Annotated in this window: 22 protein-coding genes and 1 pseudogene; 14 read left to right on the top strand and 9 right to left on the bottom strand. The window is 60.1% G+C overall.

All coding sequences use genetic code 11. From position 1 onward, the window contains the following. The first annotated feature begins 3 nt into the window (after nt 1-3). The 6 genes from ACP4XC_RS22320 to ACP4XC_RS22295 all read left to right on the top strand — a co-directional run bounded on the left by ACP4XC_RS22320 (nt 4) and on the right by ACP4XC_RS22295 (nt 4,574). Entirely contained in the window at nt 4-882 is an 879-nt protein-coding gene (locus tag ACP4XC_RS22320; RefSeq protein ID WP_427175233.1) for a hypothetical protein, read from the top strand. 281 nt (nt 883-1,163) lie between these two features. Further along, a complete protein-coding gene (locus ACP4XC_RS22315; protein ID WP_427175232.1) occupies nt 1,164-1,616 on the top strand; it encodes a hypothetical protein in 453 nt (150 codons plus the stop codon). A 188-nt stretch (nt 1,617-1,804) separates the two neighbouring features. Beyond that, nucleotides 1,805-2,056 (top strand): hypothetical protein, encoded by a 252-nt coding sequence (locus tag ACP4XC_RS22310; protein WP_427175231.1) that lies wholly within the window; start codon nt 1,805-1,807, stop codon nt 2,054-2,056. A gap of 779 nt (nt 2,057-2,835) precedes the next feature. Beyond that, a complete protein-coding gene (locus ACP4XC_RS22305) occupies nt 2,836-3,504 on the top strand; it encodes a hypothetical protein (RefSeq protein ID WP_427175230.1) in 669 nt (222 codons plus the stop codon). A 95-nt stretch (nt 3,505-3,599) separates the two neighbouring features. Continuing rightward, nucleotides 3,600-3,923, top strand: a complete 324-nt coding sequence (locus ACP4XC_RS22300) for a hypothetical protein (protein WP_427175229.1) — start codon at nt 3,600-3,602, stop codon at nt 3,921-3,923. Between the two features lie 105 nt (nt 3,924-4,028). After that, entirely contained in the window at nt 4,029-4,574 is a 546-nt protein-coding gene (locus ACP4XC_RS22295; protein ID WP_427175228.1) for an N-acetyltransferase family protein, read from the top strand. Nucleotides 4,575-4,653: 79 nt separating this feature from the next. Here the strand turns inward: ACP4XC_RS22295 and ACP4XC_RS22290 are convergent, their stop codons facing one another. Together ACP4XC_RS22290 and ACP4XC_RS22285 are read right to left on the bottom strand one after the other, a co-directional pair. After that, nucleotides 4,654-5,064 (bottom strand): hypothetical protein, encoded by a 411-nt coding sequence (locus ACP4XC_RS22290; RefSeq protein ID WP_427175227.1) that lies wholly within the window; start codon nt 5,062-5,064, stop codon nt 4,654-4,656. A gap of 908 nt (nt 5,065-5,972) precedes the next feature. Next, nucleotides 5,973-6,539, bottom strand: a complete 567-nt coding sequence (locus ACP4XC_RS22285) for a hypothetical protein (protein WP_427175226.1) — start codon at nt 6,537-6,539, stop codon at nt 5,973-5,975. Between the two features lie 215 nt (nt 6,540-6,754). On the opposite strand from ACP4XC_RS22285, the gene ACP4XC_RS22280 reads away from it, so the two are divergent. Both ACP4XC_RS22280 and ACP4XC_RS22275 read left to right on the top strand, forming a co-directional pair. Next, the gene (locus ACP4XC_RS22280; RefSeq protein ID WP_427175225.1) at nt 6,755-7,219 is read left to right on the top strand and encodes a DUF6278 family protein; all 465 of its coding nucleotides are present in this window, start codon (nt 6,755-6,757) and stop codon (nt 7,217-7,219) included. A gap of 511 nt (nt 7,220-7,730) precedes the next feature. After that, nucleotides 7,731-8,081 (top strand): hypothetical protein, encoded by a 351-nt coding sequence (locus tag ACP4XC_RS22275; protein WP_427175224.1) that lies wholly within the window; start codon nt 7,731-7,733, stop codon nt 8,079-8,081. Between the two features lie 45 nt (nt 8,082-8,126). On the opposite strand, the gene ACP4XC_RS22270 is transcribed toward ACP4XC_RS22275, so the two are convergent. Together ACP4XC_RS22270 and ACP4XC_RS22265 are read right to left on the bottom strand one after the other, a co-directional pair. Continuing rightward, nucleotides 8,127-8,468, bottom strand: a complete 342-nt coding sequence (locus ACP4XC_RS22270; protein ID WP_427175223.1) for a DMP19 family protein — start codon at nt 8,466-8,468, stop codon at nt 8,127-8,129. Between the two features lie 800 nt (nt 8,469-9,268). Further along, nucleotides 9,269-9,745 (bottom strand): DUF4304 domain-containing protein, encoded by a 477-nt coding sequence (locus ACP4XC_RS22265; RefSeq protein WP_427175222.1) that lies wholly within the window; start codon nt 9,743-9,745, stop codon nt 9,269-9,271. 265 nt (nt 9,746-10,010) lie between these two features. Here ACP4XC_RS22265 and ACP4XC_RS22260 point away from each other — a divergent pair. Further along, nucleotides 10,011-11,150: pseudogene (locus tag ACP4XC_RS22260) on the top strand (IS256 family transposase). 841 nt (nt 11,151-11,991) lie between these two features. On the opposite strand, the gene ACP4XC_RS22255 reads toward ACP4XC_RS22260, so the two are convergent. From ACP4XC_RS22255 to ACP4XC_RS22240, 4 genes are all read right to left on the bottom strand, one after another. Then, nucleotides 11,992-12,501, bottom strand: coding sequence for a GNAT family N-acetyltransferase (locus ACP4XC_RS22255; protein ID WP_427175221.1), 510 nt, complete (start codon nt 12,499-12,501; stop codon nt 11,992-11,994). A 90-nt stretch (nt 12,502-12,591) separates the two neighbouring features. Next, nucleotides 12,592-13,104 (bottom strand): GNAT family N-acetyltransferase, encoded by a 513-nt coding sequence (locus tag ACP4XC_RS22250; protein WP_427175220.1) that lies wholly within the window; start codon nt 13,102-13,104, stop codon nt 12,592-12,594. A gap of 98 nt (nt 13,105-13,202) precedes the next feature. Beyond that, entirely contained in the window at nt 13,203-13,763 is a 561-nt protein-coding gene (locus tag ACP4XC_RS22245; RefSeq protein ID WP_427175219.1) for a hypothetical protein, read from the bottom strand. A 151-nt stretch (nt 13,764-13,914) separates the two neighbouring features. Continuing rightward, entirely contained in the window at nt 13,915-14,487 is a 573-nt protein-coding gene (locus ACP4XC_RS22240) for an AAA family ATPase (protein WP_427175218.1), read from the bottom strand. A 381-nt stretch (nt 14,488-14,868) separates the two neighbouring features. Here ACP4XC_RS22240 and ACP4XC_RS22235 point away from each other — a divergent pair, with 381 nt between their 5' ends. From ACP4XC_RS22235 to ACP4XC_RS22225, 3 genes are all read left to right on the top strand, one after another. Beyond that, a complete protein-coding gene (locus ACP4XC_RS22235; RefSeq protein ID WP_427175217.1) occupies nt 14,869-15,450 on the top strand; it encodes a hypothetical protein in 582 nt (193 codons plus the stop codon). Between the two features lie 323 nt (nt 15,451-15,773). Beyond that, nucleotides 15,774-16,355 carry a recombinase family protein gene (locus ACP4XC_RS22230; RefSeq protein WP_427175216.1) on the top strand — a complete coding sequence of 194 codons (582 nt, stop codon included), beginning with the start codon at nt 15,774-15,776 and terminating at the stop codon, nt 16,353-16,355. Between the two features lie 233 nt (nt 16,356-16,588). Then, nucleotides 16,589-16,888, top strand: coding sequence for a DUF4193 domain-containing protein (locus tag ACP4XC_RS22225; RefSeq protein WP_427170894.1), 300 nt, complete (start codon nt 16,589-16,591; stop codon nt 16,886-16,888). A 172-nt stretch (nt 16,889-17,060) separates the two neighbouring features. Here the strand turns inward: ACP4XC_RS22225 and ACP4XC_RS22220 are convergent, their stop codons facing one another. Continuing rightward, the gene (locus ACP4XC_RS22220; protein ID WP_427175215.1) at nt 17,061-17,309 is read right to left on the bottom strand and encodes a recombinase family protein; all 249 of its coding nucleotides are present in this window, start codon (nt 17,307-17,309) and stop codon (nt 17,061-17,063) included. 1,021 nt (nt 17,310-18,330) lie between these two features. Between ACP4XC_RS22220 and ACP4XC_RS22215 the strand changes: the two genes are divergently transcribed. Together ACP4XC_RS22215 and ACP4XC_RS22210 are read left to right on the top strand one after the other, a co-directional pair. After that, complete coding sequence (locus ACP4XC_RS22215; protein WP_427175214.1) at nt 18,331-19,359, top strand: LacI family DNA-binding transcriptional regulator; 1,029 nt, start codon at nt 18,331-18,333, stop codon at nt 19,357-19,359. A gap of 176 nt (nt 19,360-19,535) precedes the next feature. Continuing rightward, nucleotides 19,536-21,044, top strand: coding sequence for an extracellular solute-binding protein (locus ACP4XC_RS22210; protein ID WP_427175213.1), 1,509 nt, complete (start codon nt 19,536-19,538; stop codon nt 21,042-21,044). The last annotated feature ends 104 nt before the right edge of the window (nt 21,045-21,148 follow it).

Below are 21,148 nucleotides of genomic sequence, written 5' to 3'. Positions count from 1 at the left end.
AGGATGGCATTTAGGGCGGCGGAAGAAGAAGATCACGCGAGAATCGTGCTCGAAGGCGAGCTCGGAGTGGAATTCCAACACCACGACGACGGATCCAAACCGGGAATGCCCGACCTTCTATCTCTGGACGGGAACCACGTGGCGGAAGTGATCACGACCACTCCGCCTGCCGTCCGTGAAGCACAACAATGCCTGGACCCGATGCCGGATGCCACACTGCCCCACTGCGTACGGGTGATAATGCCGTACACGATCGTGGGAGGCGCCACCAAAGCCGTGCGCCACAAAATCGAGGCAGATGTCCTGCGGTGGACGGCGAAGCCCGGATGTAAGTATCACTGGTCATCGCGCGACGAACGGCAGGTGCGCCCGGGCATCGATGCCGACCCGGTCCTCGGCCTTCGGGCTTACGACGACGGGGTCAAGGTGCTGTGCGTTCAACGCTGTCAGCATTCGGTTGCGTCTCATCAGATCGAGTGGTCTATCGCGCACGAACCCTCACCTGATGATCCATGGGAGTTGATTCGGCAATCGCTGCACATCGTCGACAAGGAGCAGCGTGGCGGAGTGCAGGCCCTGGCCAAGAAGTTGAACGGGCACCCGAACAAGCACCTGGTGATGTACCCGTTCGGTCCGCCAGGGAATCTGACAGCAGCGTTCAGCCACTATGTGCCCCCGTCGAATTCGCGCGACCTCATGCCGTCGCAATTGAACCCGCCACTGGCCGACATCCACGTTTGGCTCTTATACCGGTACGGGAACCGCGATGTCTTAGAGGGACTTCACGTCTGCAGCGGCCACTGGGAGAAATTCGGGACGATGCTCCAAAAGCCGGACGACCCGTCCTCCCCACTCCGGCGCCTCCACTACCGGGATGCCTAGGCTCGCATCATCCCGCGCGGCTGCCCGCGAGCTGGTCGGCCATCATGCACGAATAGGGATCCTTGAGCGTGCACCGGTTTAGGTAGTGGCGTGCCATCGTTCGGTGTTTCTCATCTGTGGGCTGGTGGCGACAGGTGCTGGGGGTCTTCTTCGAATGCACCGAGACAGCCATAGCGGGATGTTCCCTCGCTGACCGCGAGCCGCAGCCCGCCGCCTAACTTGGCCGGCGGGCATAGGATCAGTACGAATTGCCGCGCTGCGGCTCGACCTGGGGGACCTGAATGGTAGTGAATGAGATCCGCAGCAGCGGTCTGATTAAGGGGCCATCGGCGTTCGCTCTCCTGAGGCTGCGCTACAGGTGCACCACGGTGGCCTTGGCCGGCCTTGGCGTCGTGCTACTCCTCAGTGGTTCGGGGATTCCGCAGTCGTGGTTCACCAATGTCCTTGTGCTTGCCATGATGATCCCCACGATTCCGGTGGCCCTGCTGATCGTGTGGGTTCCGGTAAAAGCACAGGCGGAGCAGGAGGCCGGTTACACCACGCTGCGGAACGAGCTAAAGGATCTGGAGCAGCGCGATCCGTACCTCGGGCGGACTATCCGGAATCCCGGCGGGGAGTACCTCCCGCGGACGGATTTCCTCGCGATTATGCAGGTCGCCAAAGAGCAAGCCGAAAGACTGTCCCGGCCAGCCGATGCGACAAGCGGCAAAACCCCGACAGGCGGAACCGAATAATGACGAAAAGCAGCACCCGACCTGGGTGGTGGCGCACCGGAAAAGCGTCGCGCAGACTGGTCTGCTTGGGTATCGGGTTGGGAGCGGTCGGAGCCTTAGTTCACTTCCTCAGTTACGCGTGGGGCACTCCAATCAGTGTTGGCGGTCTTGTCTGGGGTCTGTACTTCCTGGTAGTCGAAGTGATTGTTATGGCAATCCTTGGGCTGGTTGTTGCCGGCGTTGTGATCAGTGCCAGGTTCCTCGTGACCGAGGCAGCGTCCCGCAAGACGCGTGCAGTCGTCACTGGCATCTCGGCCCTGCTGTGTTCGGGCATATTGGCCTATGCATTCTGCAGCCTCTTTCCTCCCTTGACGAACCCCGGGGCAATCGCGGCGGTCACCGGACTCCTGGTAGGCAGCACATTCGCCACAGTCTCCTACCGGCACACGTCCGGGGCCTGAACTCGCGGCCATCCTCCGGGTGGGCGTGAGCCGCTTCCGGGATCTCGCCCGACTCAAATGGGATCCTTGAGCGTGCACCGGTTTAGGTGGTGGCGTGCCATCGTTCCATGTTTCCTTGCATAGGTTTACGCTCTGGCGCTGGTTCTGACGGGCCCCCGGTTTTGTGATTACAGAGCATCAGGCCAGAGGGGCCAGCCTGATGACCCTCAAGCCGAACGCTGACAGGACTGCGAAGAAATTCAACTGCCGCCTTGCGGGGGTGTTTGGTGGTCCTTCCAGGATTCGCTGCGCTGTCGGAGCACAACCTTCCATAGGATCACGAGGTTGATCCCTGTAGCCAAAATCGCAATCCCTACGCTGGTCCAGGTCCAAGGTTCCGAGTCTACGATTATGAAGTTTGACCAAACCGCAACCACTGCAATTGCCATAAGCAGAAATCCGACGCGGAGCTTCCATTTATCCATACCGGAGTTTAAGCGCGGGGACGATGCATAGATACAGCTTTCTCCGGATAGTCACAATGCTTGAATGAGCTGGTCCGTTGGCGGGGACCCAACCAGGACCTCCGCGGGCACCGCGAAGGTCCCGAAACACAGCGAAACATTTCTCGCATCACCGCCCGTTCAAATCGTTGCATAAGACGGTCCCCCACCGCGACACCTCAGGCCCGCTCCTCCGCCACGAAAAATCCCAAACAAGAGCTGGGAACCTGGATTGTGACTCGCAGCGATAAATGGCGGTTTTTTCGCAGCGCTATTTGTCACCCTTCAGCCCAAGTAATGGGATCCTCTACAGGGCGCTCGGCGGAGGGGATGACCTTTGCGGCCGTCCGGTGGAGAATCGGCTTCATGTGCGGAGCGATGTATGAACCCCGGGTCAGTGGCTCAGGTGTCGTCGTAGCGAGGATTTCACCACTGGCGGAGCCAATTTCTGCCGCCGACCGTCGCGGGCATCCGTTAGCCGACCTTGAAGCCTTCGGCTCCTACGCGTCCGGCGTCAGCACCCTGGGAATCAAGCCGAGCGGCCTGATCGCCCCGACGCCACGACCGGCGGGCGGCGAAACGGTCATCGCACGCTTCGCCATCGCGTCGGGTCCTGGAGCCGGCGCCACGGTATCCGAGTGCCTAGCGACCTTCAAGCCCAATCGGCCCGGTCCTTATCACGCCTCCTTCCTCGTTACAGTCCTGGCCGATGAATTGACCGAGTTCGCAAGGACACGGATGCTCTCGGGTTTCGCGCGCACGGCCACCTCTATCAACGTCGTCAAAGGCACGGCGCACAACGTGCGCGTCGACGGCCACCTTGTCCTCGGTTGGGCACTTGTCGCGAACGGCGTGGCGGGAGTGGCCGTAGAGCACGGTGACCGCGTACTTATGTGGCTTGGGGAGGATCGAGCGGAAATTCCGGAGACGATCTACACAAGCGCCATCGGCGGCCACCAGCATTGAATGAATCCATCGTCCCTGCCGAGAGCCGTTCATCTGGAGTCGGCTGCGCTTGCTTTGGTCAGGACCCGTTGCACCAGGTTTGATTGGAAAAACGATTGTTAGAAGACGACTTCATCTCAGCACTGGCATCCGAGTTCCCAGATCAAGTGAGCATCCGAGAATCAATAGTTCTAATTGGTATCGAGATAGTTTTTGATGCCCTGGACAGGGCGCAGCAACTCGGATTGAGGCTTGCCGGCCTGGATGGTTTTAGATCGGATCCGGACGGCTTGTATCCAATGCTGGATTTCATCATCGATCTCTCCCCCCTTATTGAGCAGGAAGCTCCGCGAGCAGAGCAGTACGACAGTGCCCGGAAAATACTTAGGAACTGGGGTAAAGGACCAGACCTAGTCGAGCTCGTCCTACTCGAACCCTAGACCGCTGAAAACGACAAACTTGGCGCTGAGCTTCCGCGGCACGGTGATCGACCGGCTTGCGGGCAGGAACGAGGGGCGGTTCTGCTCGCCCAGTACGCTTTGTCCATGCAGATTCGTGAAGCCACCCTGGATGACTTGGGGCATGTGAATGCGGTCTGTGATGCCAGCGACCGAACACGCTGGACCGGCGAGATGATCGCCCCCAGGAGCGACCGGGTCGTATTGGTGGCTGTCATGCAAGGCGAGGTCGTCGGCGTGGCCAAGACGCATCTCCACCCGAATCCCGAAGGCCGCTCTCCTGCAGGCCATTATCTCGGGGGCGTGGTGGTCGCTCCAGGGTTTCGCCGGCGAGGAGTCGGTTTTGCCCTCACCCGGGCGAGATTGGAATGGATCTGGTCTCGGGCCTCGGTTGCTTACTATTTCACTAACGAACACAACACGGCATCCATCAGGATGCACGAGACTTTCAACTTCCGGCCGGTAGCCCGATCCACGGAGATTCGCGGAGTGACAGCGGACGACGGTCGGTCTGCACTCATTCTCTTCGAGGCTCGATCCTCACCCGGACGACCGTTTGAAGCCGACATGGCGCCGGACCCGTCTTCCGCCAGCCGGCGGTCTGGACCTTCTACACCCGCCAACCGGCACTAGTTGGCTGCCTGCGGTCCTCCCGCGCCGGCCAACTGGTGGTGGAGTACCCGGACCCGGACCCGGATCAGTCCTGGACGGACTACGTCGGCACGACGGTGAACACCTCACCCCGTCGCTTGATGGTCCATAACCGTGGCTGTCCATGCTCATCACGCGCGGCCACGGTCTGCTTGACCTTCAGGATGTCCAGACCTTCCGGGGCGGCCGGGTTGCCTGTGCGCAGCATGAATTCCACGGCGAACCTCTGACTAAGGCGCGGGGTCAGTTTGTTCTGCCGCGACCAGTAAGCGAGCGACAAAGCCAGTTGGCATCCACCAAAAACGAGGACAGCGAGAAGGTACGGGCCATCCCCGAGCCCGAGTTTCGTGCCAATCGTCGCCAGAATCAGCATCAGCCAGCACGACAGGCTGAGCAGGGTCCTTCTCACCAGACGGTCCTGGAACTCCTGGATTTCCGGAAAGGTGAAGCTGATGGCCTCCCTGGCACGCATTGCGCCTCCTCGGGACGAGCGCCTTCCCCGGTGCGCCTGCGATGCTACCAAATGTCGCACCCGGGTATGCGGCCGTCAAGGCCGCGGGCAACCTTCCACGGGAACCGCCATGGAAGCAGGGGACCAGGTCGAGCATCCTGGGAGCCGCTGAAAGAGGCATCCGCTAGCTCTCGATCGAGGAAGGGGTGCTCCAAGTCTCGCTTCCTATGAGGGACAGGCTTACGCGACAAATGCTACTTCTGAGGTTCCCTAGGACTGGAGGGAGATGGCCTGTTGATAAATGCCAGGATGAGAAGCGCAGAGATGACAGCCGCGATGGCCCTGAGGACATTTCCAACCACTTCCCCGGCTGGTAACGACCAAATCGCGATTAGCGACAATCCAAACGACACTGCAAACACCAGAACACAAGCGAAAATCAGCTTCCAGATTGAGTCAATCGATTTCAAGAACCTGTTGATCATTTCGTCAGTGTAGGTGACATGTGGCGAGATCGGACCGTCCCGCTGAATGGGAATCAACTTCGCCCTTATTTCCTTGAGAACGGGCTTTCCCGGTGGAGAGAATGGCTGATGCAGCCCGAAGAGTCCGGCAGACACCACAGTTCCCGCATACCACCCGGGACGCCTAAGTGGCTTATCCCGGTCCTCACGATCGCTATGGCCGCGGCCGCTCTTATCTCATTGGTAATTGCAGCAACCTACGCCGATGGTGCTGTTGTCAACGTCTTGCTATTGGTATCCGGGCTGGTTTCGCTGGTGGTGACAGTACGGATGGCCCAGATATGGCGGCAAGGGAAGGGGCGCCTGGACCAGCGCCGGGAGTGACAAATTGTCCCAGTCAAGGTTCCCAAACGGGCCCTTGGCCAAGTTCGAGAGGTGGTGCTGACGACTTCGGGAACTGATCGGTCAGTCGCTTTTGAAGCTGAGTGTGTCTATGCCGCTCTGCCAGGTCAAAATGTCCTGGGTATACGTCATTGCAATGGGTCGTTTCAGGAATTCTTGAATCCAGGCTTGATGGTCACCGGCAGTACCTATGCAGCCGCTGGCGCCAGTGGCGATCTTCCCGAGCGTCATGGCGTTTCCGGCGATTGTCGCTGACGCGCTAATAGGGGAGCAGTCCGTCTTCATGGCCATCTGCAGGGTGCCTTCAACGGAGGTCAGCCGCACTTTGATGGTCCCCTCTGCCACCCAAAGCAGTTCTTCACCACCAGTCGTGCCGGAAACGCTGGTGTACCTGCTGCACGGTGTCGAGGGCAGGAACGCCGCGCAGGTTTCCTGAGGCTGAGACGTGCTGGTCGAACCAAGGATTGAGCTGGTGGCCCATGGGGAGTTGTCGGGGGAAGCGGAGCTGGTCGAGGTCGGCGCGGATTCCGCAGTCCCGGGTCCGCCCGTCATCTTGTCGCCGCAAGACGTCAGCAGCATGCTGAGAAGCAAGTAGGGAATTATGCATTGCCACAACCGAATGCGCTTCATCGTGCTCCCTAGAAGGTCGACGCTGATCGGAGCATATAGACCGTCTAACCGTATTCATAGGATGGCGCGCTCGGAGCAGCACGGCTGGGTCAAGGATCATCGATCTTGTAGGTTCCAGCGAAGGGAGAGAGCGTCCCATTGGGGCTCGTCTTGGATTCCCGGCATCGTGCTTCCGGGCGGCCGGGATGCCGAACCACCAGGCGTAGGCTGTCGGCATGACAGATCCGCAGGATCCCGCCGCACCGCTGCAAGGGCTCCCCTCGGGAATGCCGCGACGCTTCGCGGAATACCGGCCGGTCGACAGGCAGCAGTCCAGCCCCCCGCCAACAAATGTCGGTGGATACGACGAACTGCTCGCGCATTTTCACTCCAACGGGACGCAGTTACCACGGTCTCAGGACGGCCTGGCCGCCATCGATAACCTCATCGATTCCATCGACGACAAAACCTCCCTCTCGGCGCTTGTCCGACCCATCGGCATGTTCTACGGTGACGTGCTCACCCACACAATTCCCGGAGCCCATTGGGAGGTGATCCAGGAGGGATACCCCCTGGTCCGGGTTACCGCCAAAACCGCGGTTGACGTGGTTCAGATCGCCATTCGGCGAATGGTCACCGCAGACCCGACACTCCTGCAAAACTTTTCCCACGTGATGGCCCTTGTACGGCCAGAGCCGTAAACAGGGCAGCGGTCCAGAGGAGAGCTTTCCCTCTGCCGCCCAGTCCTTGCCGTGAGACTAGCTTGGTCTTCACGTGACTGATGCACGGTCAGGGATCCTCAACGTGCATGCGACACACGACGACGGACATTACCCGCTCTGCTCATGATTGGATTTCGCCGTGGTTCAGGGCCCACATTTCCACGTTGTGCCGCATTCGGGCTCGGCGCGACCGCCTTGGGTGGTCGGGGAACTGGCCTTGGCAATGGTGTACTGAAACCGGTGAACATAAAATGAATCGCAGAAGGCTTGAAAACCTCCTAATTTCAGAAGGCGTAAATCCCGACGCATATAGTTTGACCGGAGAGGTTCCCGACGAATGCCTTTGCCTCTCGCCCGAGTTGGGTGGATGGTCCGTTTTCTATTCGGAGCGCGGTGGGCGTACCGGCCATACACGCTTTGAAACCGAAGACGAAGCTTGCGACTTCATGGCACTCCGGTTGTTGGCTGATCCTGGAAATCGGTTGGGTAAATGACCACAGGCGGCACTTCCGAAACGCTTGGAGATTACCGGGAAGGAGTCTTGGCTTGGGATCTTCTTGGCCTGGACAACGTCTCGAAGGCCAACGCGCTGTCCGACCGTCTGCATAGGCTTGCGAAGCGTCTCCGGGAGACATCCGACGGACGCGCAGGCTTGGAAGGTCTCATGCGCGACGAGCAGATAGGCGTTAGGTTGTTTGCGGCGACCGAGTGCCTGACGTGGGCTGCCGATCTGGCCGTGCCTGTATTGGAAGAGATCGAAGGGACCGCGGGACCTCAAGCCTTCAGCGCCAAGTACACGCTCAAGCAATTCAGAGCCGGAACCTGGAAATTGGATTGGTAGCCGATCACTCCTGCTAGTGAAGCTTCCGTCGAACCCTTATCCGCCTTAGACGGAAGTTTCACTTGCGGGAGCATCATCGCGGTGTAAACGGTACAAATCCTCCAGATACTGGTCATTCGGAACGAGGCGGTCGTACTCCGCATCCAGTTCGTCGATGGCGTTGTCATCATCGGGGTCCGTCCTCGCGGCCCTGGCAATCAAAAGGGCAAGCCTGTCTGCACCAAGGTACTGGAATCCTCGAACCGCCGAATCCAAATCGGATGAGCCGAGGACTTGCGGGTCCAGTGCGTGAGAGAAGCCTCCACTCATCACCATGTTGTGTACGCGAAGGACTGCTTCTAGCGCATCGTGGGGCGTCCGGAAAGCGGGACCCAATTCGTCACTCATACGACAATCATCCACGACGGAGGACGCTAAGTAAGGAGACGCACCAGACCCTTGATTGGGACAGCGTTGGGCGGCCCCGTTAGGACGGTTATCGCTGGCCCCACTTCGTGACTCGCCGGGCATTCTGAATAATGGTGAAGGATCGGTGGTCAAGGTCCGGGTCTCCGGGTCTCGCCGATCAACTCATGCGGCTCGCCAACCTCGACGTATCGGACCAGCACGCTACGTTGAGGAGCACCAACTCGACCAACTCAACCGATTCGGATGGAAACTGCAATGACCAATTGGGCCGGTCTCGTACGATTTCTCTCCGCTGCCGAGGGGGGCTCCGGTCGGGCCCTCCGCCTGGCCCGATCTACATGACTACAGCGGTCCCCTACTTAGGCGGCGAGGCCGAAGTGCTTCCGGGCTGGCCAGCAACCGGTCCGCAGTTCAGCATTGTGCTGGAATTGCTCAGCCGCCCGGACGAAAACGGATGGATGAAAGCATCGGTCAGGGCACTTGTCGAAGATGCCCCAGGATCTGAGGCGCTTTACCCTGGCGCGCAACTAGTTGTCCTCGAGGGTCCAAAAGAGGTTGCCCGTATGCTAATCAATCTCGATGAGGGGAGCAGTGAGTGATTTTGTCGAAGCCGGTTGCGGTGTGGGGCACGCGAGTCGTTTCTTCCGACTGCAGTGGTCGGTAATGGCATGGAATTAGGGATGGCGAGGCTTGGCTGCCAGCTGGAGGAATCTGCGGTCGCGTAAGAATCGTCGGCATGCCCGGCAGCGCCATGAGCCCCGGGTGGGAAACCCGGCGGCTCAGGAACCGGCGGCACGTGTCGCGAGGAATCGTTGCCCGTCACCGTCGATCAGTGACTTCATCAGCAAGCGTTGACCGGCCTCGGTCGCGAGACCATCAAAGGACGTCCCTGCCTGAACCAATGGTTCAAGCTGGACCGCGAGAAGGCCCAGCAGTTCGGTCCGTCGCTCTTCGTCATCGACTACTTGATCAAGGTCGAGCAAGGACTCCAGATTCCGGCGGTGTTCTGCTGGGACCAATGCCTCCAGACGACTCTGAACGTGACAGTGGGTCGGCTTGGGGTTTGTTGCGGCGCCGAGACCCAAGAACCAAAGGCCGACGTTGAGGTAGTAATGCGGACCGTACTGGGACTTCTGGAGGTTCAGAACGGCGATGGCGTCAGGTCCGGTGACATACCACGAGCCGGACTTCTTCGATCCGCCCAGAGACCTGCCGAACTCGTCGAAGGTCCTCTGGATGACGTTGCGCCTGCTCATGGGCTGTAGGTTACCGCGCTTCAGTCCGAACCGTGTTGGGTCACGTCCCGTGGAGTGTGTAAATCTCGGGTTCTGAGCGTCGCTTCGTTGACGTGAAGAGCCATCGTGCGATGGTCAGTGAGAACTGTCTAGGAATCTCACGAGAGGACACAAACACACGATGGCTCTTGACCAGTCTGCCTTGTTGGACCTGCTTGGCCAACTGAAACTCACCGATGTCACTGAACGGGTCCGCACCGCTACGGAGAAGCTCTACCAGGAGCTCATCGACGCGGAAGCGACCGCGTTTATCGGCGCTGGCCCGTTAGAACGCACCGATGAGCGCGCGACGCACCGCAACGGGACGCGCCCCCGGACCTTGGCCACGACGGCCGGGGACCTGGACTTGAAGATCCCGAAGCTGCGGCAGGCTCATTCTTCCCCTCCTTGCTCGAACGGCGCCGCCGCGTGGATCAGGCCTTGTTCGCTGTCGTGATGGAGGCGTACCTGCACGGTGTCCTCCCGGAAAGTCGACGATCTGGTCAAGGCTCTTGGTGCTGATTCCGGGATTTCCAAGTCCGAGGTGTCGCGGATCTGCGCCGACCTCGACGCGGAGGTCGGCGCGTTCCGTGACCGGGATTTATCCGCGTTGGGCTACCCGTACGTGTTTCTTGACGCGACGTATTGCAAGGCGCGCGTGAATCACCGGGTGGTGTCCCAGGCGATCGTCGTCGCGTTCGGTGTCGCTGCGGACGGACGCCGGGAGGTGCTCGGGTTCGACGTCGGCGACAGTGAAAACGAGGCGTTCTGGACGGACTTCCTCCGCTCGCTCAAGACCCGGGGTCTGGGCGGGGTCAAGCTCGTCATCTCAGACGCCCACACCGGGCTGAAGAAGGCTATCAACACTGTCTTCCAGGGCGCATCCTGGCAGCGCTGCCGCGTGCACTTCATGCGCAACGTGCTCTCGACCGTGCCCAAGGGCGCCCAGGAGATGGTGGCGTCGATCATCCGCACCGTGTTTGCCCAGCCCGATGCCGGGCATGTGAATACTCAGTTCGACGAGGTCACCCGCATGCTGGGGAAGTCCCACCCGAAGGTCGCCGCGATGCTCGACGATGCCCGTGAAGACGTTCTCGCGTTCGCCGAGTTCCCGACGAAACATTGGCGTCAGGTCTGGTCCACCAACCCGATGGAGCGAGTGAATAAAGAAATCAAACGACGCACCGACGTTGTCGGGGTCTTCCCCAACCCGGCAGCCCTTCTCCGGCTGGCCGGTGCGGTACTCGTCGAGCAGCACGACGAGTGGGAGGCCGGAGACCGCCGTTACCTCTCCGAAGCATCCATGCAAGAACTGAACGAATCCGGCACACCGGCAGCCAAGCAGGTCGAGGAGGTGGTTCCAATTCCCGAACTCGCTGCGGCATAATCAAAACCAGCTGACCCGCACGGTGTCGAGAAACTCCACAACTCAGCGGGACGTGACCCCGTGTTGGCGACGACACAGAACCAGTGGGCAAGTAACCGAGGACGCTATTCGGTCCAAAGAGCCCTCGCACCTTGCCCGTAAGCCAGTCCCCCACTGCAACACTCTTGGCCTTGTGATTGGCAGCGATAATTCGAGGTGCAAACGGCGGGCACCTCGGCACGAGCACAAGCTCGTGAGCTTCGGCCCGGTTAAGGCTCGGCTCATGGTGCCCCGAGACAAGAAAGGATTCAGCCCGTAGGCTCACGACCAGGACGAAGATTGCCGCGGACCGAAGGAATATCGTGCTGGAGAGGATGCGTGCCAAGATCAGGTCTTCTGCGCGGTTCCCCAAGCGCTCGACGGCCGATCTTATGTGGCTGAAAAACGTCTGGATTGCGTTCGGAATAATCTGGATTGCCCTAGGCTTGTTCGGCTGGTCAGGATGGACGGCCGTGGCGTCCGTTCTCCTTGGGATAGCTTGGCTTGTGGAATCTGCTCTTACTGTGAAGGAAATTCGACGTCGAAAGCATGTCGGCGGCACTGATGTGACGACGGAAAATGACAACTCGCCCTCATAGCCAAATTTCCGCCCGATAAGGTTTCCCCTAGGAGACGGGACTACGTGCCATTTCGTGACATCGCGCTATGTTCGCCGTCGACGACATCATAGTGCGCCTTCGCGCCCCACAGCGCGGAACTCCTCGGCGAGGTCGCGCAGTACGCAGGACACCGATGCGCTCTAACCAGTAGTTCACGCTGAGGGATCCTCCGCCGTACGTCCTAGCCAGGCCGGCTATGAACATCAACCGATCAGCGTACGTCGCATAGCGCTTCGCGGCCACGCGTCCAGTCCCATGGCAGCTTCATGCTCTCGGATCTGCTTAAGCCCTGATGACAGTTGGCTTACCGGAATCACTTCAAAACCAAAGCGTGCGTAGTAGGGAGCGTTCCACGGCACCTCGGTGAAAGTTGTCAGCGTCAGGGAGGAAAAACCCTCCTGCTTGGCCCAGTTGGCAGCCGCCTCTATGAGCATTCGCCCCTTGCCTTGGCCTGCGCAACTCGGGTGTACCGAGACCTGTTCGATGTGCGGGACCCCATCGAAGACGTCAAGGAGAAGATACGCCAAGACATGGCCGAGATCATCCGTATCGACCCATGCTCTCCCAGCACGTTGGTAGTTACGGAGATCGTCAGCCGGCATGTGATCACCATCCGCAACAGCTGACATGCCTATGTCATGAAATATGGCATCTGCGGCACGTTCAATGGTAACCATCGACTCGATGTCGCCATCCTTCGCTAAACGAATCACGATCCCATTAGATCAAACCGCAGCTCAGCGTCTCACTGCAGGCCGTAGAGGGATCGGCTACCGCGACATCGCATCCGATGATGGTCAGCTTCATCTCACCTTGTACTTGAAACCACGGTGCGATCCAACGAATCCCAATCCCTCATAAAAGCGGCGTGCGTCCTGACGTTCCTCGTCAGAGGTGAGCTGCACAAGCGACGCCTCCATGGCGGGGGCTGCACATCCAATGACCCAGCGCATCATGGCTGAGCCGATGCCGCTTGACCTGTTGTCGCTACGGACCCGAACGGCTTCGATCAGAAGCCGAGTCGACCCGCGTCGGGCCATGCCAGGTATCCGGGTGAGCTGCATTGTCGCCAAGGGCTCGTCGGTCTCGTTCACGACCACGAGGAGGTCATTGGATGGGTCTGTGACGATGGCCGTCAATGCAGACCGGTACGCGGCGACATCAGAATGGTCGGCCTTGTCACCCCTCGTTGCGCTGATTGGATCGTCCCCGAGAAGAAGCATCAGTGCCCTGAGGTCGTTGGCGGAAGCCCTGCGCAGCGTGAGCTCCTGAGCCCCAGCGCTGATTGTAACGGGTAAGTTCAGAGTAGGAATCACGACCACAGTCTGCCATTTATCGTCCTGTGCAACGTCCGGTGGGGATGGATCATCGTGCTGCGGAAGCCCGCCGACCGGTTAGCTGGTTGAGCCCACGCTCACGGCCAGGCCTCAATCGCGGCTCGTGCTGACTGTTCTACCTCTCCTCCCATCAGCATGGCATGGAGCACGATTGCCAGGAGCTCGGCAGCCAGTTCGAAGGCCAAGGGCGATGATTCGACAGGATCGAAGCCCGCGCGGTCTACAACGATGCGGCCGACCGGCAGCGGGCGCCGAATGAATCCGTCGACGACCGACCGCGCAAACTCGTCTGGCAGTCCTGGAATCAGCGGGGTCCACAAGTGGCTCTTGCACGAAGGCTTTCCGGTGCTGCCTTCTCCCGAGGTCTGAACTTCGATGAGAAGATCAGCCTCGTCTTCGCTGGGCGTGAAGGCCCCTCCCAGGAGTGCTCGCGGCATCAACCCACCGCTGTGTCGGAGGATCTCCACAACGGCGCGGACTGGCCGAAAGGTGTCCCGGGCGGACTTCGTTTGAACCGACTCAAGGATGACCGTGCCCAGGGCGAACGAGGCGGTTGGCTCATCGTCGATGACCGATGCTCGCCGGGTTCCCAAGGAGATGACCATCTGATCCGGTTCGCCTCTCGCGCTAATGCTCATGTCCCGATCGTCTCAGACCGCGACTGCGGGGTAGCCACGACATCCTTGCGTCCCCACGGCAATTCACAACCGCGTCCCATTCGTTCAACGCTGTGATGGCGAGGCCAATGCGGTGTGGAAAGTGTCCACGACGGGAGCGGACGGTGTGCTGCTACGGCTCCTGCACCGCTTGTTCCGGAGCAAGTGCTCTCATCAAGTTCGTGTAGGTCTCCTCAGGAGCTCCGTTAGTGCTGTGGATGAGGGTCGCTGCTGGCCGCGTACGAAGTCCACCGACCAGCCCGTCGTACATGGACTCCAGCAGTTGCACGCCGCCGCCGTGTTCCACAATTGCCTTGATCTGCCCGTGCCAGGGAACATCCTGCCCTGCCCCACGGTCTGCGAACCGCGCCACGGCGCGCTGTTTCGTGTCCATGATGACGATCTCTTGGAAGCGATTGCCGGTGTCCTCGGCGACGGCCCGAAAGCCTGCGATCTCCTCATCCGAGTCGAGGAACTGCGGCATGATGACATCACGACCTGCGGCCAGGTGGGTGGCAGCCATGCTTAGGGCGACGGGGCGGACTATCTCCCCGGTGGCCTGGAAGTCATCCTGCCACCCGCCGATGAGGCAGCGCACCTGATCGATGTCCAAGTTCAATGTGCCCGGGTGGCGATCGGCGAACATCCTGGCCAGAGTAGATTTCCCGATACCGGGCGGCCCGTTCAAGAGGATCAGATCAGCCATGACTGGCCCTCGCTGTTAGGGGCAGAACTAAAAGCTCCGGTGGTCGCATACGGGCCAGCCTAGTCGTCTGCCCATTCGTGATAGCTGATCAACTGTCACAAATCCGATCTGTCCCCGACCGCACGTTTTCAAAGCGGTAACGCTCAGGGCCGGCGGTCGGTCCTTTGTCTTGCTTGAGGTTAGTCCTTGGACGATTGTGTTCTTCCCGGACACATGGGCGTACTCCGCACGCGGTGATTCAAACCGTTCCGGCCAGGCCTGGTCGTAGTCGATGACTTCAATCATTTGAAGACCCTAACAGCCTGCTGCCACGCGGGCCGTAACTCCCAAACGACCGTTCCGATGAGGATCCTTCCGCGTTCGCTGGTTACTCTCACTTGTATGGATACTCCGTATCAACCGAACGGGACAGGCTTCGATGCTTTGGACGAACTCGACCACGTCGACTGGAGCCGGCTGGAGCACAGCTACGGACAAGGCGTCGTTGCGCTGGGAACGGGGGACGTGTCACTCGCCATCGCAGGCGACGTGTCGCGATCATTGGCCGCGCTTCGAGCTGATCCTTCCCTGGCAATCAGTAACGGGCTTTACTCGAACATCTGCCATCAGGGCACGGTCTATCAAGCAACGGCCTATGCAGTGCCGTTCATCGCAGCTGTCGCGGCCGGCGATGTTCCCGACGAGATCCGCGTACCTCTGCTAGCGCTCCTGGGCGACATCTCGATCGGAGGGAGCCACATAGCTCCCGACGGGTCTCGCGCGGGCGCCCACGGAGACCACGTAGACGTCCTCGTCACGAAATCGCTTGCCACTTCCATGGAACGCCTTTCAACGATCCGAACGCCCAGGCTTGCAGCACTGATCCAAGCTATCCACTCGCTTCTTGTCCAACCGACCGACGCACGCCGCGATGCCGTCGAGTCCGCCATCGACGCTGCACTTACGCCGCCGGCCACACCCTAGGACCGGCGCCCGTAAGCCGGTCGTTAGGCGAGCAGCCAGGCATGCTTTCTGCATCGGCGCCGTAGCCAGCCTCGGTACGCACGTTTACCCCGAACGATTGAAATGAACGGTGAAGGCGCCCTAAACGCTACACCCGTGACTGTCTCGAAACCCTTGGGATATGAGGCGTCTTACCGACTGAATTACAGCGACGACCGGCAGTGCGCTAAATTTCGTGGAATTGAATGAATTTTGCACGGCCGGTGAGTCTCGTAACTATGTCTCGAAAGCTTCTGGTTGAATCGGTGTATCCACCATTAGTTACGAGACACGTCGGAGAGCCCATGACAAAACTGATCGGCTACGCACGCGTTTCGACGCGGCAGCAGTCCACCGACCGGCAGCAGGTGGACCTTCTAGCCGCCGGCGTCCGCCGCGATGACCTTTACGTGGATCACGGTGTCTCCGGGGCGCGGGCTTCAAGACCCCAGTTCGATCGAGCAGTCGACGCGCTGATTGACGGAGACACCCTCGTCATTACGACACTGGACCGGCTTGGACGATCCACCCAGAACATGCTTTCCTTCGCCGACGAACTCCGCGGTCGAGGTGCTGGTTTGCGCGTCTTGAACCTGGGCGGTGGCGACGTCGATACCGCAACACCCATGGGGTCGATGCTGTTCACGATCATGGCCGCTCTCGCCCAAATGGAACACGAGATCAAACGCGAACGCGTCACCGACTCCATCAGCAAACGCAGAGAAGCCGGAAAGGACCTTGGCGGCCGGCCCCGCCAGGTCACCGAGAGTCAGGTTCGAAGCGCTGTCCGCCTGGTAGAAGGCGGTGAACCCGCAGCACAGGTTGCCCGCGATCTCGGAATGTCACGAGCCACATTTTATAGACGGTCGCGAGCACTCAAGGACTAGCCGCATCGCATCACTCTCCCTGAAGGCGAGACCAAGCGATCACGGAACGCCGCCAAGGAGAGATTAAATCCACCAAGCCAACGGTGCGAAAACCGCCAAACTGAGCTGTGAAAAGACCGCCAATCCGAACTAACAGTCACCGGGTTGATGCCGCCAAGAGTGGGGGAATCATACGCCGATGCTGTACGTTCACCTTGCTGTAACCACCACAAATGAAAAGAGAAGCACCACAAGTGGCAACCGATTATGACGAAGTCCGTTCCGACGTCAAGGAATCACAGGACCGCTCGCTCGAGGCGCTGCAGTCCGAGAACGCACCGGATGCCCGGATCGTGCGTGACCTGGACGAATCAGATTCCATGGATGATGCAATTATCCCGGGCGGCGAAATCGTCAACGACGAACTCATCGTCCAGGTCATCCCCCAGGCAGCGGACGAGTTCGTCTGCTATTCCTGCTTCCTGGTCCGGCACCGGTCTCAGCTCGCCCGCGAAAAAGACGGCCACGCGTACTGCAACGAGTGTGAAGGCTGAACCGCCGGCCCAGAGTTGATCGCCGGTTCGAGATAATGCGCAGTCAGGTCCCCGATTCGGTACGGGAGGCCTTGGAGGACGAGTTCACCCTGCCGTCCGCCGCGAGTTGAGGGCCGTCCTTGCCACTGCTTTCCCCGCCTTGACGGCATTACTGTCAAAGACTGCATCGCGGTCAAAGCTGAATTTTCGTCCGGAATCTGGTCCGCGTCCGCCACGAGGGATCAGAAACCTGCACCCTGTTCCCCGATGTTCTCGACGACGTCCAGGACGCACTGGCCGAGAGTCGAGGGCGTTTCACCGTGGATCCGCTGACTCCGTTGCCCGGAACGGCCGGCGCTGCGCCGACGGCCCGGAGTGCAGTGGACTGCAGATCAAGGTTCCGGTCCGTGGTGGAAACCCTCGCGTACCCGCTAACAGCCATAGCCGTCCCCATAGTTCTCTTAATCCCGAACGATTAGCCGTTGTGAAACCAAGTGTTGTTGAACGGCATTTCGAGACAGCGACTGCCCGTGTCGCCACGGGAACGTCTGGAGCCCCAGGAGTGCGGCGGCCGTCTCAGTAATGGATCGTTTGTGAGACTGAGGTGTGTCAAGGATGTATGACAGTGCTGACACGGCAGTGTCTCCTCTGGGAACGCGAGCTTCGATGCCCCTGCACCATCTTTTTGTGGCGGGTCGAGTTTGATTTCACAGGATGTGCCGACCGCCTGGACATGCGGACCTATGAGCCGCCGCCGGGCGCCGCGCACCCAACGCGGCCTGGACAGCTCCGCTGATATGACTTGACTTAGTCCTTCTCAAACACCTCCGCAGATGTCATGACGGAATGTATCAGATCCCCTTGGGGAGGGGCCCGAGGTTGATCCGTGGGCCCTCCCGATACCTTCGGAGGTGTTTGATATGTCGACTGTTCAGCCGCGGGCTCCAAGGTGCGCCGACCGCTGGCCGAACGGCTCGTCAACGAGGAACACGCACTTCTTCGCAAGCAGGCACACCGCCCTCGACAGCGCCCCTGTCGGCGTCCATTGGATCACCACCTCGATGGGATGACCGCCCAACAAGCGCGAGGACCGGATCCTGCACGAACTCCATGCCAGCGGCGGCGACCTCCGCCCGTATCTGCGACATGTTCAGCTTGAGCATCGCCGGAACGAGTCGCCACTCTGCAGCTCCCGGGGATTGAGTCTTCTTGGCGCAGGCTCGCCGGTTTTCCAGAGAAGGCAGTCCACGAGCCGGGCGACGATGGGCCGCAGTTTCGCCCAAGCAGACGAAGAGGCTGGGCAAGCTGGGCTGATTCAGCTCTGGCGGCAGGAGGGGCTGGCGGGTCTCCTCCTGCCGGAAGTTATCGGGCGAAGCATATATGTCCCCGATCCTCGCGCCTGCCATGCGTCTAACACGGTTTAGGTAGAATTGGCTAAGGTTTGACAGGCAAGGAGCAAACATATGGCTGTGCGTGACGTGACCTCTCTTGACGTTGCCAGATTAGCGGGGGTCTCCCGCACGGCCGTCTCGCTGGTTTTGAACGGGCACGCGGACGGCAATGTCGCCATAGGCAGCCAGGAAAAGATCTTGGCTGCCGCCAAGAAGCTTGGCTACAAGCCAAATTCCATCGCGGTAAGCCTTAGGAATCAGCGCACTTCGACCTTGGGCATCGTTACAGACCAGATTGTCAGCAGCCCGTTTGCTGGCCGGGTTATTAGCGGGGCTTCGGGCGCCGCTCTTGAGCGCGGCTATGTGGTCCTGGTGATCGACACCGACCAGCTTCCGGAGCGGGATCCGGAAGCGATCGAAACGCTCCAGCAACGTCGTGTCGATGGGCTCATTTACGCGGCTGGTTCCCTTCATGAACTTGATGTTCCCGATCAGCTACTGGCCCAGCCCGCCGCGCTGGCCAATTGTTTCGACTCCCAGCAGAGGCTCATGGCAGTGGTTCCCGATGAATTCGACGGCTCACGATCTGCCACCGAGCTACTGCTGGGCTTGGGCCATCGAAGAATAGTACTGCTCCAGGGAGGCAAGGGCGACGCCACGCCTCTTCGCGAGCAGGGTTACCGCAGTGCGATGGATCGCGCCGGCCTGAAATGGCGCGCGCAGAAGGTTGTGCCTTGCGGGTGGAATATTGACGGCGGTTATCGTGCAGCCGAGGCAGTTCTCACGGGGACAGAGCGCCCGACGGCGATTCTTTGTTCCAATGACCGCTCGGCGACTGGAGTGCTGCTCTTTGCCGCGTCTGCCGGCATCCGTGTACCGGAACAGCTCTCAGTCGTCGGGTACGACGACCAGGAATTCGTGGCTGCAAACCTGGTTCCGGCGCTTACAACGGTGGCCCTGCCCCATGCGGAGATCGGGGCAGAAACCGCCAAGCGGTTAATTGACATCATTGAGCGCCGCAGTACAAGTACAAGACCGGAAAAGGTGCTGATGAAGTGCCCTCTCGTCATACGGAAGTCATCCGGCCCAGCACCTGCGTAGTCGGGACCTGAACCGGACCGGAGCAGCTCCGGCCGAATATCTTCGGTCGCGGAGGCTCCCTGCGTTGGCGCTCTAAATTCCTAGTCCTCGCCTTGAGGCTGTAAAAAAACACTTGACACGTGTTAGGTCCCAAGGAATACTCTTACCTAATTCGTGTTAGGAAGGACGGGACAAAGATGTCGTCACACGATTATCAGGAAGTAGCGGGTAAGACTGCTGCAACACAGATGGCCGCGCCCCCACCGGGCGACGGGCCGCATGCCGGTAAGGAACACTTTCTCGAACGTGCCGGTGATGTTTCGCGGCGCGGGCTCCTTGGCCTGCTCGGCGTCGCAACGGTAGCCGGCACGGCAGGCGCATGGCCGCGACTTATTGGATCGGATATTCCGGGTAGGGGCAGCAAGGCACTGTCCATAGCCATCATGGGAACGTCCGCGAAGGCAGCGTCGCGCCAAGGCCTCGTGAACGAATTTCGGCGGCTGCATCCGGATATTCCGGTTCGACTCGAAGCCATACAAGGAACCGACTGGAAAGATTTTTTCTCGAAAATTCTCACAATGGTTGCGGCTGGAAACCCCCCTGACGTGGTTTACGTCGCCACGGAAGGGGCGCAGCTTTTCGCCGACAAGCTTGCGGAGCCGCTCGACGACCTCATCAAGAGGGACGGAACCGAACTTCAGGAGTACTTCAATGACGTCCATCCGAGTCTGATCGAGGCTTTCATGTACCGTGGCAGCCTTTACCAGCTCCCTGTGGAGTGGAATGCCGCAAACATGTACCTGAACACCACCGCACTGCAGCAGGCGGGTCTTGAGCGTCCGGCAGACAATTGGACAAAGGATGACTTCACTTCGATGCTCCGCGCCATGCGCAAGGCTAGGCCGAACGATTTCAGCCCGTACTACTGGACGAACCGCTTGTTCGGCGGCGTCGTTCCTTGGCTTTACGCCAATGACACCAGCTTCCTGAAAGAGACAAAATCCGGCGGCGGCGAATGGTTCTGGAACCGGTTCTACGCATCCGACCCGACCCGGCATCAGCGCAGCGGCGGGTACTTGTGGGAAGAGCCGAACGCCGAAGACGGCCGGGTGACAGAAACTTTTGATTACATGCGGGAACTTGTATCCGAGGGCTTGGGTGTGCGTCCGGAAGAAGGAGGCGGTCAAGCACTCGTGGGACTGTTTGCCAGCAACCGTATCGGGACCACTCCCGCAGGCGGCTACTGGGTTCAGGGCCTGCACGTCGCAGGCATGAAAGCCGACCAGTTTGATGTTCAGTTTTTCCCCCGCTGGCGGACCCAGCGACACCAGTTCGGCGCCGCCGGCTATGCCATCATGCGAACCGCCAAGGACAAGGATGCCGCCTGGGAGTGGGTGAAGTTCTGCGCTTCCAGACCGGCCATGGAACTGGTGTACGAAGCGCCGACAACGACGCCGACCCGCCGGTCCATGGTCAACGAAGGCCTCTATGCCTCGACAGGGCCGGCCCACTGGTCCGTCTTCTACGACACTCTCGACAAATTCCCCACTTCGGGTCCGATTCCCGCTCCCCCGCAGCAAGCCGCTGTCGAGGCGGCACTGATAAAAAACGTCTCCGCAGCAGTCGGCGGCTCGTCCCGTGACGTGCGCCTGGCGATGGGTTCACTACAACGGGATCTTGAACTCGCTCTCAGGAGGAAATCATGAGCATTCCCACGCTACCAACCCAGCAACTCTCGGAGAGCCGCAGCAGGTCCAGCCGGCCCGCCACCCCTCCACGGGCCGACTCCCGGCCAGGGAAACGCTCCGTC

Source organism: Arthrobacter sp. 92, assembly GCF_050260325.1.
Lineage (GTDB): Bacteria > Actinomycetota > Actinomycetes > Actinomycetales > Micrococcaceae > Arthrobacter.
This window is presented reverse-complemented; position numbering and strand designations above follow the sequence as displayed.

Coding starts and splice junctions, on each gene's coding strand:
- ACP4XC_RS22320 (WP_427175233.1), top strand. CDS start 4: ATGGCATTTAGGGCGGCGGAAGAAGAAGATCACGCGAGAATCGTGCTC.
- ACP4XC_RS22315 (WP_427175232.1), top strand. CDS start 1,164: ATGGTAGTGAATGAGATCCGCAGCAGCGGTCTGATTAAGGGGCCATCG.
- ACP4XC_RS22310 (WP_427175231.1), top strand. CDS start 1,805: ATGGCAATCCTTGGGCTGGTTGTTGCCGGCGTTGTGATCAGTGCCAGG.
- ACP4XC_RS22305 (WP_427175230.1), top strand. CDS start 2,836: ATGGGATCCTCTACAGGGCGCTCGGCGGAGGGGATGACCTTTGCGGCC.
- ACP4XC_RS22295 (WP_427175228.1), top strand. CDS start 4,029: ATGCAGATTCGTGAAGCCACCCTGGATGACTTGGGGCATGTGAATGCG.
- ACP4XC_RS22290 (WP_427175227.1), bottom strand. CDS start 5,064: ATGCGTGCCAGGGAGGCCATCAGCTTCACCTTTCCGGAAATCCAGGAG.
- ACP4XC_RS22285 (WP_427175226.1), bottom strand. CDS start 6,539: ATGAAGCGCATTCGGTTGTGGCAATGCATAATTCCCTACTTGCTTCTC.
- ACP4XC_RS22280 (WP_427175225.1), top strand. CDS start 6,755: ATGACAGATCCGCAGGATCCCGCCGCACCGCTGCAAGGGCTCCCCTCG.
- ACP4XC_RS22275 (WP_427175224.1), top strand. CDS start 7,731: ATGACCACAGGCGGCACTTCCGAAACGCTTGGAGATTACCGGGAAGGA.
- ACP4XC_RS22270 (WP_427175223.1), bottom strand. CDS start 8,468: ATGAGTGACGAATTGGGTCCCGCTTTCCGGACGCCCCACGATGCGCTA.
- ACP4XC_RS22265 (WP_427175222.1), bottom strand. CDS start 9,745: ATGAGCAGGCGCAACGTCATCCAGAGGACCTTCGACGAGTTCGGCAGG.
- ACP4XC_RS22245 (WP_427175219.1), bottom strand. CDS start 13,763: ATGAGCATTAGCGCGAGAGGCGAACCGGATCAGATGGTCATCTCCTTG.
- ACP4XC_RS22240 (WP_427175218.1), bottom strand. CDS start 14,487: ATGGCTGATCTGATCCTCTTGAACGGGCCGCCCGGTATCGGGAAATCT.
- ACP4XC_RS22235 (WP_427175217.1), top strand. CDS start 14,869: ATGGATACTCCGTATCAACCGAACGGGACAGGCTTCGATGCTTTGGAC.
- ACP4XC_RS22230 (WP_427175216.1), top strand. CDS start 15,774: ATGACAAAACTGATCGGCTACGCACGCGTTTCGACGCGGCAGCAGTCC.
- ACP4XC_RS22220 (WP_427175215.1), bottom strand. CDS start 17,309: ATGGCTGTTAGCGGGTACGCGAGGGTTTCCACCACGGACCGGAACCTT.
- ACP4XC_RS22215 (WP_427175214.1), top strand. CDS start 18,331: ATGGCTGTGCGTGACGTGACCTCTCTTGACGTTGCCAGATTAGCGGGG.
- ACP4XC_RS22210 (WP_427175213.1), top strand. CDS start 19,536: ATGTCGTCACACGATTATCAGGAAGTAGCGGGTAAGACTGCTGCAACA.